At 59.4% G+C, this 16,644-nt stretch carries 7 protein-coding genes; 3 read left to right on the plus strand and 4 right to left on the minus strand.

Annotation, left to right across the window (positions count from 1 at the left end):
• Positions 1–15: 15 nt before the first annotated feature.
• From H7F20_RS07885 to nagB, 3 genes are all read right to left on the minus strand, one after another.
• On the minus strand, positions 16–1,629 hold the full coding sequence (locus H7F20_RS07885) for a glycoside hydrolase family 3 protein (RefSeq protein ID WP_185785551.1): 1,614 nt from the start codon (positions 1,627–1,629) through the stop codon (positions 16–18).
• Positions 1,622–2,887, minus strand: a complete 1,266-nt coding sequence (locus H7F20_RS07890; RefSeq protein ID WP_185785552.1) for an AmpG family muropeptide MFS transporter — start codon at positions 2,885–2,887, stop codon at positions 1,622–1,624. Before H7F20_RS07890 ends, H7F20_RS07885 begins: the two co-directional genes overlap by 8 nt.
• A gap of 108 nt (positions 2,888–2,995) precedes the next feature.
• Complete coding sequence (nagB, locus tag H7F20_RS07895; RefSeq protein WP_185785553.1) at positions 2,996–4,939, minus strand: glucosamine-6-phosphate deaminase; 1,944 nt, start codon at positions 4,937–4,939, stop codon at positions 2,996–2,998.
• Positions 4,940–5,106: 167 nt separating this feature from the next.
• On the opposite strand from nagB, the gene H7F20_RS07900 reads away from it, so the two are divergent.
• Positions 5,107–5,856: a DeoR/GlpR family DNA-binding transcription regulator gene (locus tag H7F20_RS07900; RefSeq protein WP_185785554.1), complete on the plus strand. Its 750-nt coding sequence runs from the start codon at positions 5,107–5,109 to the stop codon at positions 5,854–5,856.
• A 57-nt stretch (positions 5,857–5,913) separates the two neighbouring features.
• Complete coding sequence (locus tag H7F20_RS07905) at positions 5,914–6,732, plus strand: N-acetylmuramic acid 6-phosphate etherase (protein ID WP_185785555.1); 819 nt, start codon at positions 5,914–5,916, stop codon at positions 6,730–6,732.
• A gap of 112 nt (positions 6,733–6,844) precedes the next feature.
• Here H7F20_RS07905 and H7F20_RS07910 read toward each other — a convergent pair whose 3' ends face one another.
• Positions 6,845–7,963, minus strand: a complete 1,119-nt coding sequence (locus H7F20_RS07910; protein WP_185785556.1) for a PQQ-dependent sugar dehydrogenase — start codon at positions 7,961–7,963, stop codon at positions 6,845–6,847.
• Between the two features lie 127 nt (positions 7,964–8,090).
• Here H7F20_RS07910 and H7F20_RS07915 point away from each other — a divergent pair, with 127 nt between their 5' ends.
• The gene (locus H7F20_RS07915) at positions 8,091–16,601 is read left to right on the plus strand and encodes a T9SS type B sorting domain-containing protein (protein WP_185785557.1); all 8,511 of its coding nucleotides are present in this window, start codon (positions 8,091–8,093) and stop codon (positions 16,599–16,601) included.
• The last annotated feature ends 43 nt before the right edge of the window (positions 16,602–16,644 follow it).

Genomic DNA, 16,644 nt, shown 5'->3' on the forward strand with positions numbered 1-16,644 from the left:
GATTTCAGGGGGTTTTCATGGTTTTCGGAGTTTTAGGGTTTTCAGGGGAATGGGCAATCGGCCGGGGGCGGGTGCATCCCCCTTGAAATAGGCAGCGGCCCGTCCCTGGAACTCCGTCGTGGGCTGATAAGCCAACAGGATCCCGGCCAGCGGCTCCAGGTTGAAAAGGTCCAGCGCATACGGGTTTCCGAAATGGCAAAGCCAGACTTCCCGGTTTTTGCAGAGTTCCCGGATGGCTTCCAGGGCAGCAGGGGGCATGCCGAAACTATTGGCGGGCTTCACGCGGGGCGGGGTGAGAGCAAGAAGGACCTTTTTGGTGGCGGGTATCGGGTAACCCGCCTCCCGGGTATCCGTCCATCCCCAGTGCAAGGGCGGCCTTTTGACAACCCCCTTCAGGCCGTGCAGGAATACCTCCGCCATGTCCCCGGCGCAGACCAGGGTGGTATCCCCATCGGAGGCAAAGCGCTCCGGCGGCGCCCCGGTTGCCCTTACGGCAGTCAGGCACCGGGCCGCCAGTTCCTCCCGGAGCCCGGCCGGGCTGAAATCCGGTTGGATGGGCCGGGTGTTTTCGGAATATACCCGCTCCTTCAAACCCCAGATTCGCGCGAAGGCCATATCGATCTTGCCCCGGTCGCCTTCCTTGCAAATGCGCTTATGGGCCAGAGGGATATCTTCCGCAAAGCAAAGCATGTCGTTCCCGGCGGCAAAGGCCCGCCACGCCACTTCACCTAGCTCGGGGAACATCTTGCTTACCGCATGCATGTTGAGCGCATCGCTGATCACCGGGCCTTCAAATCCCAGCTTTCCCCTGAGGGTGCCTTGGATGATGGCTGCGGAAAGGCTTGCCGGCATGCCGGAGGGGTCCAGGGCAGGTACCGAAAGGTGCCCGGTCATTACGGCATCGGCCCCTGCCGCGATCAGCGACCGGAAAGGGGCCAGCTCCACCTGGTCCAGGGCTTCGGCGGTTTTGTCGATGACCGGCAGCGCCAGGTGGGAGTCGACCCCCGTATCCCCGTGCCCCGGGAAATGTTTGGCGCATCCCAGGATGCCACCGTTGCGAAGCCCGCGGAAAAGTTCGGTTGCCCGATGGGCCACGGCCTCGGGATCCGTCCCAAAGGCCCGGTAACCGATTACCGGGTTCGCGGCATTGTTGTTCACGTCGGCAACGGGCGCCAGGTTCCAGTGGATGCCGGCTTCCCGGCAATCGGCCGCCATCCGGAGGCCGGTCTGGTAAATCAGCGGGTCCCCCGGTTCCAGTGCCCCCAGGCACAGCGCATAGGGGTAGCCCTCCCCGTTCTCAATCCGCATGGCAAGCCCCCATTCGGCGTCCATGGCGATCAGCAGTGGGTGGGATGCTGCAGCCTGGTAGCGACGGATCAGGGATTTAAGGTTGCCCAGGCTGTCCGGGTTCTTCGGGATTTCCTTCTCACCTTCAAAATTTGTTGCGGCGCTGGCCGGGCTGTGGAAAAAGCAAAGGCCGCCGATATGGTAATCCCGGATCAGGCGTTCCAACCGGCCGATGGCTTCCTCCGTATCGTTGATAAAGGCAGCAGGCATGAACAGTTGTCCCACGCGCTCTTCGAGGGTGGTGCGGTCCTGCATTTGGCTGGATGTAGGGAACTCAGGCATCGGATGCGGATTTTTTGCCGTATTCGGCAGGATACCGGATTTTGGAAAGCATCAGCAGGGCCGGCAGGGCGGCGATGACCACCCAGGTAAAAAAACCGCCATACCCCAGCCATTGCTGCATGTACCCGCTGATCATGCCCGGGAGCATCATGCCGAGCGCCATAAAGCCGGTGGCTATGGCATAATGGGCCGTTTTAAACGGGCCGTCCGCAATATAGATGAGGTAGATCAGGAAGGCTGCAAAACCGAACCCGTACCCGAATTGTTCAGCTACCACGGTGCCCACCACTGCCCATGTATGGTCCGATTGGGTGAGTGCTAGCACGGCATAGAGGATATTGGGCAGGTTCAGGGAGAGGATCATGGGCAGCATCCACCGCCGGAGCCCGTCCCGGGAAATGAGGATCCCCCCCAGGATGCCCCCGGTAGACAGGCAGATGACCCCGACGGTCCCGTAGATGGTCCCGACTGCCTCCGTGGAATAGGATAGCCCGCCTGCGGACGCGTCGTCGAGCAGGAAGGGTGCGGCCATCTTGACCAGTTGGGACTCGCCGAGCCGGTAGGTCAGGATAAAGGCCAGAGCCCACCCGATATGCGGCCGGTCGAAGAAACTCCTGAATATTTTCCAGAAGCCCCCCGGGCCGTCCGGAGCCCGCGGGGTTTCATAGGCAGGTGTGGCGAAATAATTGGACAGGGTCATCAGCAGCATCAGACCGGCCGTGGCCGTGAGGGTGACGGACCAGGCCCTGGTGTTGTCGCCGTAATAGGTTTCCAGGAAACCGGCCAGGATGACGATCAGCCCCTGGCCGGTAATCATGGCCAGGCGGTAGAAGGTACTGCGCATCCCCACGAAAAAACTTTGCTTTTTCTGGCTCAGGGCAATCATGTAATAACCGTCCGAGGCAATATCATTGGTGGCTGAGGCAAACGCGGCAATCCAGAAACAGGCCAGGGAGGTGATCAGGAACTGGTTGGTGGGCAGGCTGAGGCCGGCAGCCAGCAGGGCAACCGATATCAGGAGTTGCATGGAGAGGAACCATTTGCGCTTGGTGCTGCGCAGGTCCACAAAAGGGCTCCAGAGGGGCTTGAGGACCCAGGGGAGGTAGAGCCAGCTCGTGTAGAGGCCAATGTCGGCATTGCTTACCCCCAGTTGTTTATAGAGTATTACCGATACGGTAACCACCAGCACATAGGGGAGTCCCTGGGTAAAGTACAGTGTGGGTACCCAGAGCCAGGCCCGTTTATCTTTTGGCGTCATTATGCGAATTTGGCTTAAATGTAATAAATGCCTGCGGACCGACGGGTAGTCAAAAAAATAAGCCCCGGCTATGCTGCCGGGGCCTAAGATTCGAATTATGCAGGTCGCTTACAGGAAATGGTAGCGCACAAAGCCTTCCATAGCCTCGTACTCTGCCATGCCAAGGGCATTGTATTTCCGGGCGGTCTCCTTGTTCCGCTGTTCGGCCCGCTGCCAGAATTCCCGTTCGTCATTTCCCGGGAACATGGCGCTGTCCTTCTGGGACTGGTGCTTGAAGATGGCGTTCTTTTTCCGCTCCATGTCCTTGGGGCCGATGGGGACCGCCATTTCCATGTCGGCGATGTCCCATTCCTGCCATGCCCCGCGGTAAAGCCATACATAACAGTCTTTCAGCCATTCGGCCCCCTCCTCCTTGAGTCGTTCAAGGGCCTGGAAGATAATCTGCAGGCACACGCGGTGGGTCCCGTGGGGGTCGGAAAGGTCCCCGGCGGCGAATATCTGGTGGGGTTTTACCTTTTGCAGCAGGTCGTAGGTGATCTGTATGTCCTTTTCGGAGTGGGGTTTCTTCTTAACCGTTCCCGTCTCGTAAAAAGGCAGGTTCTGGAAGTGGGCATTGGACTCCTTTACCCCGCAGTAGCGGCAGGCTGCCAGGGCTTCCCCTTTGCGAATCAGTCCCTTGAATTCCTGAATTTCCGGGCTGTCCACAGCCCCGGGTTCCTTGTTGGCAAGGAATTCCCGTACCTCGCGGAATTGTTCCATCAGCGCCTTGTTGTCCCGCTGCACGTCCGTGGCAAAATCGAGGAATCGGATCACTTCGTCGTCGAACACGGCAATGTTCCCGGAAGTCTGGTAGGCCACATGTACCTCATGCCCCTGGTCGACCAGGCGCAGGAGGGTGCCGCCCATGGAGATCACGTCGTCGTCCGGGTGCGGGCTGAAAATCAGGGAAGTTTTCGGATAGGGATCCTTGCGTTCCGGCCGGTTGCTGTCGTCCGCATTGGGCTTGCCTCCCGGCCATCCCGTGATGGTCCGCTGCAGGGCATTGAAAACCCGCAGGTTGATGTGTTCGGCCGACCCGATTTCCGCCACCAGGTTCCCCATGCCATATTCGTTGTAGTGTTCGTTGGTCAGTTTCAGGATGGCCGTGTCCAGTTTTTCGGAAAGCCAGAGCACAGCCTTCTTGATAAGGGCGTCATTCCAGTCGCACTCGGAAACCAGCCAGGGCGTATCTGTCCGGCTCAGGGAGGAAGCTGCTGCCATATCCAGGATGACCTCACAGTTCGGGTGGTGCTGCAGGAAAGTGGCGGGTACCGATTCCCGGACTTTTCCCTCCACAGCCTGCTTGATGATACCGGACTTGCCTTCCCCCCAGGCCATCAGAATGATCCGCTTGGCGGCCAGAATGGTGCCGACCCCCATGGTGATTGCCTTGGTGGGGACGTTTTCCAGGCCAAAGAAGTCGCTGGCCGCGTCCAGGCGGGTAACCCGGTCCAGGCGGACCATCCGCGTAACGCTCTTCAGGGAGGAGCCCGGTTCGTTAAAGCCGATATGGCCCGTCCGGCCTATGCCGAGTACCTGTATATCCAGGCCTCCGGCCTCGCGGATTTTTTCTTCATAGGCCTTGCAGAAATCCCTCACGTCTTCCTTGTCGAGCCGCCCGTCGGGTATATGGATGTTTTCTTTTTTGATGTCGATATGGTCGAACAGGTGTTCGTTCATAAACCGGACATAGCTGTGGATGGAATCCGGCTGCATGGGGAAGTACTCATCCAGGTTGAAGGTGATGACATTCTTGAAGCTCAGGCCTTCTTTCCGGTGGAAATCCACCAGGTAGTCGTACACCTTGGTCGGAGTGGAGCCGGTGGCCAGTCCGATGACGGCTTTCTTGCCCTGTTTCTGCCGCTGGCGGACCAGCCCGGCGATTTCTAAGGCTACCTGGTAGGAGGCAGTCTCCGAATTGTCGTAAATCCGGGTGGGGATCTTTTCGAATTTGCGGGATTCCTCATCCGTGGGGATGACGCCATAGGGAGAGGTAGTTGCGATTTCGGTCATAGTATAGCTGTTTGTTTGCTGGGACAAAAATAATAATAAAATTTGATATTTGCAGCTTTTTGCAGTTTAGTTTGCAGTAACATGCAATATTTAACCTTAAATTAAACAGCAACCTCAGAAAACTGCAAGTTCAGGAATTTACTATCTTTGCCGCAAATCCCTTTAAATTGCTCAAGGAAGAACGACAGCGCATTATCCTCAGTGAAGTGGACCTGCACAACCGTGTCCAGTTAACGGACATGGCTGATTTGCTGGAGGTTTCCATAGATACCGTGCGTCGGGATGTCAAGGAACTCGATGCGGAGCAGAAGCTCCGCAAGGTCCACGGAGGGGCAGTATCCCTGGGTTTCATCAGCCCTGCCACCGGCAGTGGCCACACCTATGCGCTGGAAGAGAAACGGGTGATTGCCCGGAAAGCGGCCGGATTGCTAAAAGAAGGCTCCGTAATCTTCATCGATGGGGGTACCACTTGCCTGGAGCTGGTCCGGGAGCTGCCTGAGAACCTGAGTCTGACCTGCTTTACCCTCAGCCTGCCCGTAGCCTTGCAGCTCCTTTCCAAACCCAGGGTGGAGGTGATCCTGATCGGGGGGAAGATTTCCCGTGAAGCCCAGATTGCCACGGGGGCCAGTGCGATTCACGCCTTATCCGACATCCGGGTCGATTACGGTTTTATCGGTACCGGGTACGTGGATGCCCTGCATGGCCTTACCGAATTTGACTGGGAAGTCGTTCAGGTCAAAAAATCCGTGATCGAGGCTTCCCGAAAGGCGATCTTACTCTGTATTTCCGAAAAACTCAATTCCCAGCACCGGTACCGCACCTGCGATATCAGCGCCATCAATACGCTGGTTACGGAACTTCCACCGGAGCACAACCGCCTCAACCCGTTCCGGGAACGGGAAATTCACCTGTTATAATCAATCCATCCCCAGTCACTTTTCACAAACCATTCATTCGCAAATCTCCACCGGACCATGTCAGATTTTCACAAGATTACCGAGCAGGCATCCAACCACGACCACCTCGAAAAGCTGGATGCCGCCGCCCTGTTGGAAAAAATCAACCAGGAGGACCGCAAAGTGGCCCCCGCCGTGGCCCGCTGCATTCCCGAAATCGCAAGGCTGGTAGCTGCCATGGAGCCGCGTTTTTTGAGCGGGGGCCGGCTGTTCTACATCGGCGCCGGGACCAGCGGGCGCCTCGGGATTCTCGATGCCTCCGAAATTCCGCCCACCTACGGCATGCCGCACGACCGGGTGATCGGTCTCATCGCCGGGGGAGACCAGGCCATCCGCAAAGCGGTGGAGCACGCGGAAGATGACACGGAACAGGCCTGGAAAGACCTGGCCGCCTACGATATCGGGAAACTGGACACCCTGGTGGGGATAGCGGCCTCGGGTACAACGCCCTATGTACTGGGAGGTATCCGGAAGGCCCGGGAGGAAGGAATCCTGACGGCCGGGATCACGAACAACCCCGGATCCCCCCTGGCGGCAGCCGCCGAGATTTCCATCGCGGTCGACGTGGGCCCGGAATTTGTCACCGGCAGTACCCGCATGAAAAGCGGCACCTCCCAGAAGCTGGTCCTCAACATGATTTCAACGTCCCTGATGATCCGTATTGGCAGGGTGAAGGGGAATAAGATGGTCCACATGCAGCTCAGCAACAACAAGCTGATCGACAGGGGGACGCGCTACCTGATGGAAAGTCTGGACCTGGATTACCAGGCGGCAGGGGCAGCCCTGAAGCGGTATGGCTCCGTGCAGGAGGCATTGCAAAACCTGAAGAAGGATTAGGAAGCGGGCGGGGGTATCAGCGCGGGCCCGTCCCGGCAACCTCCTCTTCGGTTACGGGAGGGTCTCCTCAGGGCGGTTGCCCCAGGAATTCCGCACTTAGGGAATCCTCATTTCAGCCGTTGGGGAGCAGCCGGTAGATGCCCTTGCCCTCTACGGCAACGTATACATATCCGTCGGGTCCCTGGCGCACGTTGCGGACCCGGCCGATGCCGTCCATCAGTTTTTCCCGTTTTACCACCGCGGCACCCTCGAATTCCAGCCGTTCCAGGTACTGGAAAGACAGAGACCCGACCAGCAGGCTCCCCTGCCATTGGGGATAGCGCTCCGAGGTTACGAAGGCCATGCCGCTGGGTGCAATGGAGGGTACCCAGTAGTGGATGGGCTGCTCCATGCCCGGCATCTCCGTTTGGTCGGTGATGGGCGTGCCACTGTAATTGATGCCATAGGTAATCACGGGCCAGCCGTAATTGGCCCCTTTTCGGACGATATTGATTTCATCACCGCCCCTTGGGCCGTGTTCATGTATCCAGATTTCACCCGTCTGCGGATGCCGGGCCATGCCCTGGGGGTTCCGGTGCCCGTAGGAGTACACCGCATCCAGGCCATCTGAGCCCACAAAAGGGTTGTCCTGGGGGATGCTGCCATCCGGGTTGATCCGGTACACCTTGCCCCCGTCCCGCTCCGGATCCTGGGGGTTGACATCCCGCTGGCCGCGTTCCCCTATGCTGAAATACAGGTGGTCCGCCTCGTCGAATTCAATCCGTGAACCAAAGTGCTGGCCTGCGGTGGTATTCGGGGTCGCCTTGTAGAGGACTTCAAGGTCTGTCAGGCTGTTACCTGTTAATTTGCACCGGGCCAGGGCCGTATGCCCGCCGGATCCAGGCCCGTCTTCTGAGGCATAGGTCAGGTAGATCCAGCCATTGGAACCATAGTCCGGGTGGAGTTCGATATCCAGCAGCCCTCCCTGTCCGCGGTTGTATACCTCGGGGACCCCGGAAATTTCGTTCCTGGTGCCATCCTTAAACCGGAGGAGCCTGCCGGCTTTTTCGGTGATCAGCAGGGAGCCATCCGGGAGGAAGGCCATCCCCCAGGGGATATCCAGGTCGGGGACCAGCAATTCAGGGGTGAATACCTCGGATTTTGGCGTGCTTACCTCGTTTTCAGGGCCCTGTGCACAGGAGTTCATCGATAATGTGGCCAAAAAAGCAGATAAAACAATACTATTTCGCATCTTGGTTCGTTAGAATCTAAAGTATAATAGGCATTACGCCTAAGTTAAAGGGTTTCTATAAGATAAATAATTACCCCGGCGGATATTCGTTTCCCAAATCGCGGATAAGCGCCACAAGACTTAACCTATGCTCCCGAAAAAGAACAGGCATCACTGGTATGCCCTGTTGATGCTAGTGGCCACTATCATCAGCTCTTCAGCGATTGCTGGCGGTACTCTGGGAAGCTTTTTGTCCCGTATCGACAGTTCGTTTACCCAAACTGCTTCATCCAAGGAGCAGGCGGCAGTTCGTCCACAGGATTCCGCGTCTTCCGGAATGGATGTGTTTGCAGCCGCTTCATCCCCGCTCTTTGCTACCATCATCCAGAATGCCGACGAGGAGGTCACCTGTGCGGACAACGGGTTCACCATAGCGCGGTTCAACCTGTGCGGGGATTTTGACGATCGCATCATCTCGCTGAGCGGTAGTTATGGCAGTTATCAATGGCAACAACTGGTACCCGGTGGGAGCTGTACCTTTGATGTGAATGAGGACTGCCCGCCCATTATCGGGAGTGAGTGCAACACCAACTGGCAAACCATCGCCAGCTCTTCCACCCTTACCCTGAACGCCGCTTCCATCCCCGCCTCCAGTGGGGCCGAATTCCGCGTGCGCGCCGGGGGAGGGGCCTACTATTACTTCAAGGTCAAGAAAAGCACCATTACCCAGACCCATGTCAAGCGGGACTATATCTGCGGGGTACCCGGGCGGATACAGATCACGAACCTCTCCAGCGCCTATGAATACAGCATCGACAGCGGTACCGGCTTTGGCCCCTGGCAAACCTCGCCCATCTTCGGCAACCTGGACCCGGGGACCTATGTGGTCAAGGCACGCCTGCAGAATACGCCGAATACCTGCGAATACCCCTATGCACCCATAGTCGTTGAGGAGCAGGAGATCGATATCGACGTGGAATTCACCGATGCCCAGTGTTCCGGGGAAACCGGGAGCATTACGGTGACCGTCAACGATGTGCCTGGCCCATTCAAGTACACCCTGCTGGATGCCTCCGGGGTCCCCCAGGAGTTCACCACCTTCATCCCGAACAACCCCTATACCTTTGCAGCTGTTGGCTTTGGCACCTACAGCGTCCAGGTGGAGACCCAGCAATGCGCCGGCGACCCGGGCAACGGGATCCCGCCGCCCCGGCAGAGCCTGGATATCAACGGGAACCCCATCGTGATCGGGAACGGCCTGATGGCCCTGAGTGCATCCACGGAGGTAAATGAAAGCCTCAGTTCAGACCCGGCCTGCGGCGCCAATGATGCGGATATCATCGTCCGGACCTCCGGCGGGGCCGGTCCCTATACCTTTTCCGTCAGCGACGGGGGGAATTCCGGCGGCTCCTACACGGGGCAAACGACCTATAATGTCACGGCTGCCGGGACGTATGAGTTTTATATTACCGATGCCAACGGTTGTACCATCACGGCGACCGCCAGCGTGGAAGAGCTGACGCCTCCCGTCGTAACGGCCGCGGGTACGGACGGGGACTGCAACAACGGAGCCCGGATCACCCTGAGTATCGTCGATGCCAAGGGCTATAACCTGCAATTCCGGGCAGACCCCGGAGACCCCTGGTCCACCAACCCCGTGCTGAGCGTGCCTACCGGGACCTACAACCAGATCCAGGTACAGTACCAGCAGGCCGCCTTCAGCTGTATCTATACGCTGCCCACCACCATTTCCGTGACCAATGTGGGGGCCATCACAGGCAATGCGGTCAAGATCCAGGACCGGCTTTGTAACGGAGCCGGCGTGGATGGCGGGATCATCGAATTCCAGGGGCCGTATTCCGGGGGTTCCGGCAGCGGCTACCAGTTCAGTATCGACGGGGTGAATTTCAGCACCCAGGAGACCTATGCGAATCTTGCGCCGGGAACCTACACGCCCATTATCCGGGATTCCGGGGGGTGCCGCCTGGAGCTTACGGCCATCACCATTGCCGACGTGGACCCGCCCACCGACCTGGCCTTCGCCCAGAGTGCCATCAATTGTGCGACCGGGACTTCCGATGTGCAGCTGACGCCCACCAGCAATGCCCCTGTCGTCCTCTATGAAGTGATCAGCCCCATCACCCTGAACAATGGGGGGAGCGACACCTTTTCGGGCCTGGCCGTCAACACGGCCTATACCTTTCGGATCACCGATGCCAACGGGTGTAGCTATACCGAAAGTTTTACACCGGCGGTCATCAGTTCCATCCGGGCCCGCGTCAAATCCGGGGGAGATACCCGGGTCTGTACCGGGGCCTCGGACGGGACCGGGACCTTCCTGGTAGACGGGTTCACGAACAACTATACCTATAATATCAACGGCGGGCCGGAAAGTGCCCCCCAGAACGATGCTGAGGTCAACCTGCCACCTTCTGGCGCGGGGACCTATACCATCACCGTTACCGACGCGGATAGCGGATGTTCGGATACGTCCAGCATTACGATACAGGAGCCCGCCAGCCCGATCACCCTGACCGGCAGCGTGACCACCATGAGCTGTGCCAACGGCAACACCGGCCGGGTAGTGGCGACTGCCTCTGGCGGCTGGGGCACCTACCGCTACAGCCTGGAAATGCCGAACGGTTTCGTGAGCGGACCCAAAAGCGGACGGACCTTTGGGAACCTGACCCAGAGCGGGAATTATATCCTCAGCGTGGAAGACGCTGAGGGGTGTACGGCCACCTTCAATTTCAGCCTGACAACCATAGATGCGCCGGCTATTGCCCTGGATGCAGGGGCATCCGATTATTGTTATGTGCCGGGTACCGGGGCCACCCTTGCGGTGACCTCCACGGCCGGGACCGCACCCCTGGGATCCCACCAGTACCGTATCAATGGGGGCGCCCTCCAGGCCAGCCCGGTATTCAGCGGCCTGAACCCGGGTAACTACACCATCGAGGTAGTGGACGGCAACAATTGTTCGGACGCGGTGACCGCTACCATCAACTCCCAGCTTCGGGTCACCACGAGCATTGACGCGGAAATCCCCTGCGGCGGTGCAGACGGCGGCATCCGGGTCCAGGTTACCGGCGGGTACCTGGCCGGGGCCGGGCCCAAACAATACGAGGTGAGCATCGACGGGGGTACTTCCTTCGGGGGTGCCGTCCCGCTGACCAGCAACAGCTTTACCTACAACACCAACGTGTCCGGGGATTACGTATTCCGGGTAACCGACAACCAGGGCTGCGTGGCAGTATCCACCCCGATTACCCTCAGCCCGCCGGTGAATATCGACCCGGCTACGGCCGTGGTAACCCCAGCCAGCTGCGGGGAGACCAACAACGGGATCGTCACGATTACCCCGGATGCCACCAGCGGCATCCCCCCCTATGAAATCAGTTTTGACGGCGGGGCCTTTGGTTCCCAGTCCGTGTTTTCCAACCTGGTTGCAGGCCAGACCTATACCTTTGTCGTCCGGGATGCCCGGGGCTGTGAAACCATCCCTGATGACATTACCATCCCCCTCGACGGGACGCCCCCGCCGGATGCCACCGTGGCCCCGATAACCGCAACCTGCGCTGCCGGGACCGTGGAGGGCAGCATCCAGGTCACGTCCGTAGCCGGCGGCACCGCCAACTATACGTACATCCTGCAGGACGCCTTTGGCGTGGAACTCGACCGCATCGGCCCGACGGCCAGTACTTCCGAAACCTTTGCCAACGTCATCCCGGGAATTTACACCGTGGTGACCATCGATGCCCTGGGCTGCCGGGACGAAGACACAGTTACTGTAGACCAGACCACCCTGGATGTGGTCCCGGACCCGGTGCCGGCCCCGACCTGCGATCCGGGCGGTTTTACCAACACCGTGGAGATCGTCGGTGGGGTAGGACCCTTCCTGATCCGCCTGGCTACGGACCCGATCCCCCCGGTATCGCCCAACAGCCCGCCGCGGCGCCATACCTTCAGCGGCCTGCAGTTCGGGGTTTCCTACGAGGTAGAAGTCACCGACCTGGGAACAGGATGCATCTACCTTGATGTAATCGACCCGGTCGACGGCCCCAGCCCCCTGGACGTGACTGCCACGAGCACCCCGGGCTATTGCGATGCAAACCGGAACGGGCAGATCCTCTTTGAGGTAATCGGTTTTGCGCCCGGCTCGGACCTGCTCATCGAATTGCTGAATACGGATGACGGCACGCGGATCACTATCGACAACCCGACCAATGTCAGTCCGACCTATTCCGGTTCGCACGAGACGCTGCCGGGCAACTACCAGGTCATCGTCACCGACCTGACGAACGACTGTACGGATGCCACAGCCATCATGATCGACCAGAATACGCCCTCCATCGACATCCTGGCCCAGGAACCGGCCAACTGTAATGCCTTCGGGCAGTTTACCGTACAGGGATCCGGCGGGGGAGGCGGCCCGTATACCTTTGCCTTTATGGATGCCGGCGTACCCCCGTCCCCTGGGGATTTCGATACGGCGACCACCTTTATTGGCCCGGCCGGGAACTACGACATCTATGTGCAGGACGCCACCGGGTGTACCTCTTTTGCGATCGCCCAGATCATCAACCTGGAACCGGACCTGCCCAGCCCCGCCTTCGTGGTGGAAAACCAGTGCGACAATACGGTGACTTCCTTCGATATCCTGGTGCAGATGCCTTCCAGTGTGGATACGCCCCGCTTTACCCTGAACGGGGACGAACAGTTCCCGGTCCTCAACGGCGGGTTCTGGGAGCATACCTTTACGGTTGCAACCCCCGGGGATTACACCGTGGACGTAGTGGATGCCAATGGTTGTACGAGCCAGGGGACGGCTACCGTCTATGAATTCCTGAGCGCCTCCGGCGGGTTCAGTACAGACCCCACCTGCAATGCGCCCGATGGGGAGATCACCATCAGCACCCTGGGCGGCAGCGGGGACTTTACCTTTGAGTTGCGCACCGGCGCCGGCGCGTACCTGGCAGACAATACCACCGGCGTCTTCACCGGCTATGCCCCCGGGGATTATGAGGTGCTTGTTACCGACAATATAGTGACCGACGGGGTGATCAACTGTTTCTTCCTCGTAGACGGGATTACCCTGGATCCGGCCATCCCGCCCGTGATCAGCGCCGTGCTGGATACGGATATCTCCTGCAACGGAGCCGATGACGGCGCCATCGACGTCTTCCTCCAGGCGGGCACGGATGCAGACAGCCCGATCACCTATACGCTCTACCAGGCCGGGACCTCGACGGTCGTCCAGCAAAACAGTTCCGGTTCATTTACAGGGCTGTCATCCGGCACGTATGACGTCACCGTGGTGACCAGCCGCGGGTGCGAAGACCGGCAGGATGACATTGAAATTTCCGAGCCGACGGTGTTCTCCATCTCGGCCAACGCCCCGGATTTTGCCTGCGAACCCGGTGCCAACCGCTACAGTTCCACCATTGTGACCGTCAACGTGGTGGACGCAGGTACACCTGGTTACCAGTACAGCATTACGGGCTTTGGGAATTACCAGACCTCGAACACCTTTGAGATCGTGGATAATGGTTCGCCCCAAAACATCGTGGTGTATGCCATCGATGCGAATGGCTGCCAAGACACCTTTGCACTGCCAACCCTCAATCCTCCTACGGACGTGCTGCCGACACTCTCCCTGCAGGCGGCCCTCACCTGTACCACGGACGAGCGTATCCGGGTAGACGTAGTGGGAAGCACTGATTTTACCCTTTCCGTGGCCAGCGGCCCGGCGGCCCCGGCTCCCAGGACGAACAACCCGGGCGACAGCTTTGTGGAGATGGACCTGCCGGTGGCCGGTGGCTACCTGCTGGAAATCACCGACAATATCGGCGGGTGTACCTATCCGCTGCCCCTGCACGAGGTGTTCGAACCCACCTATCCCGTCCCGGTCATCAGCGAAGCCAACCCGGTGCGCTGCGCCATCCCGGGGAATGACGGGGCCCTGTTTATCGAGGTTTCCGACTATACCGGGGTATACGACTACCAGGTCTACCGGGTAGACAGCGGCGGGAACCGCATCCTGCCGGCCCTGGCCAGCGGCAGCTTTGATACGGCCAATTACCCGGATGTGAGCGGGGATCCGGCCCGGATTACCGGCCTGCCCGGCGGCAACTTTATCGTGGATATCGTTTCCCAGGATTCCCCGGGATGCCCGGCCGAATCCAACGTGGCCACCGTCCGCGCCCCCAATGGCCCCCTGCTGCCGACTCTCGAAGAGGAGGGCAACGTATCCTGTAACGACAACCTCGGGGTTATCGTGGCTTCCGCTACCGGTGGCTGGGATATCGCCCCCTATGAGTACCGCCTCCTCCGGGATGACGGGAGCGGCTATACGGAGGTAGTGGCCTTCTCTGCCAGCGACCGGTTCGAGAACCTGAGCAGCGGTGACTACCGGGTGGAAGTCCGGGATATCGAAGGCTGCATCGAAGCGGCAGATATCACCCTTTCCCCGATACCGCCCATCCTCGTGGGGATCCGCGAGCCCCAGGCACTGATCTGCCCCGGCGGCAACAATGCCATCCTGGAGGCCTATGACCCGGCCACAGGCGATGCCACCACGGCCCTGACCGGCGCTTCGGGCGGTGTCCCGGGTTCCGGATACAAGTACCAGCTGATCTACCTGGGCAGCAATGACATCACGGACGAAATCTCCCGCAGCGGCCTGCAGGACACCCCGGTGTTCGCCGGTGCGGCGGGGGAAGGGTACATCAGCACGGGCTGGTATGCCATCGAGGTATCCTCCACCTACGACTGCGTCGGGGTGAGCGAACCCTATTTCGTAAACCCCCCGCCCCCCATCATCCCAACCCTGGTACAGGTCCGTGCCCCGGGTTGCGGGGGGCAGGGCGAAATGCGCCTGAGCATCCAGAACCCCGAGCCTGGGTTCGACTACGAATACCGGTCCATTACGGCCCTGCCATCGGATCCCTTTATTTCCATGGGACCCGGACAAACCTCCGTACTGATCATGGGAGGCCCCGGGTTCTACCAGTTCGACGTCCGCAAGATCAACGCCTCCAATGTATGTGACGTGGTCCGCGCCAACGGGCTGACACTCATCGATGCCCAGGACCTGGACCTGGTGGTCAACCTGCCGGACGATATTTCCTGTGCCAATGAGATCGACGGCCGGATCGAATCCTTTGCCAGCGGCGGGGTAGGGAACAACAGCTTTATCCTGTATGACGGGGATCCGGGGCCGGACCCTTTCAACCCGCTACCGGGCGCAACAGTGGTCCGCGGGCCCCAGCCGGACGGCACCTTTGAACAGCTTTCGGACGGGAACCAGTATTACGTGGCGGTAACCAGCGGGAATACCTGCGGCGATGTGGAAGGCCCCCTGACCATCATGCGCCCCGCACCGATTGTCTTCACCGCATCTGCCACTCCGGTTTCCTGCGCGGGCGAGGACGACGGCAGCATTACCGTTGAGGTGACCAGCGGGGGCGAAGGCCTGATCCAGTTTGCCATCGCGCCGAATTTCAATGAGTTCTTCAGTGACCCGGCCACCCCGGGGCGCTATACCTTCACCGACCTGGAAGGCGCACCCGGAGGGCGTACCTACGACATCCTGATCCAGGATGCGGAGGGCTGTTCCGAGCTTACGACGGTGACGGTAACCGAACCCCAACCCTTGGAGCTGAGCTTTTCGGCCACGGATGAAACATGTATCGGTGCGGCGGACGGATCGGCCCAGCTGACTATTACGGGCGGCACCCCCTTTGTGGATGCCTCCGGGATCCCGTATTACGAAACGAGCCTGGATTCCTCCGCCGATGTGGACTACGTCCGGAACGATGCCCTTTTCTACGACAACCTGTTGGGCGGGCAGTCCTATGTGGTCTTTGTCCGGGATGCCAATGGCTGTATGGCCAATATCGTCGTCCCCATCGAGATAGGCGTGGACCTGACGGCCACCGTGGATGTGCGCTACGGGTGCGACGGGATTTTCCCGAACAATTCGGCAGAAGTAACCCTGAACGACAGCAACCTGTATTCCGGGGTGCTGATCGCGCTGGACCCCCTGGACCCGACCGATGCCATTACGGCCGAAGCCACGGATGTCCGCAGTTGGGGCGACCTGCCTGCAGGGGACCACATCGTGTACATCTACCACGAAAACGGCTGTACGATCTTTGAGGAATTCACCATCGACGACTACCAGCCGCTGACCCTGGATGCCATGCAGACCGGCCCGAATGAAATCACGGCCACGGCCAGCGGCGGTTTTGGCGGCTACGAGTATTTCTTCAACGGCGATTCCTTTGGCAGCAACAATGTATTCACCATCAGCTACGATGCCAATATCCGGATCCGGGTGGTGGACCAGCAGGGATGTACGGTGGAGATCAGTTTCCCCTTCGATTTTGAGGGTATGGTGGAGCTGCCCAATTATTTCACCCCGGACGGGGACGGGATGAACGACCAGTGGTCGCCCGGAAACCGGGAATTCTTCCCGAATATCGAGATCAAGATCTACGACCGCTACGGCCGGGTCGTGGCCATCCTGGACCAGGTCAGGAACTGGGACGGCACCTACGAGGGATCGGACCTGCCCAGCGGCGACTACTGGTATGTAGTCAATGCCAACGACAATGAAAAACAGCAATATGTAGGGCACTTTACCCTTTACAGATAGCCAGCGATACGTGGAGCAAGTTGGTACCGGCATCCGGATGTAT

The organism is Robiginitalea sp. SC105 (genome assembly GCF_014243345.1).
GTDB lineage: Bacteria > Bacteroidota > Bacteroidia > Flavobacteriales > Flavobacteriaceae > Robiginitalea.

Bases quoted from the DNA above. Each gene is read 5' to 3' on its own strand.
- H7F20_RS07890 (WP_185785552.1), bottom strand. From the start codon at position 2,887: ATGACGCCAAAAGATAAACGGGCCTGGCTCTGGGTACCCACACTGTAC.
- H7F20_RS07905 (WP_185785555.1), top strand. From the start codon at position 5,914: ATGTCAGATTTTCACAAGATTACCGAGCAGGCATCCAACCACGACCAC.
- H7F20_RS07915 (WP_185785557.1), top strand. From the start codon at position 8,091: ATGCTCCCGAAAAAGAACAGGCATCACTGGTATGCCCTGTTGATGCTA.
- nagB (WP_185785553.1), bottom strand. From the start codon at position 4,939: ATGACCGAAATCGCAACTACCTCTCCCTATGGCGTCATCCCCACGGAT.
- H7F20_RS07885 (WP_185785551.1), bottom strand. From the start codon at position 1,629: ATGCCTGAGTTCCCTACATCCAGCCAAATGCAGGACCGCACCACCCTC.
- H7F20_RS07910 (WP_185785556.1), bottom strand. From the start codon at position 7,963: ATGCGAAATAGTATTGTTTTATCTGCTTTTTTGGCCACATTATCGATG.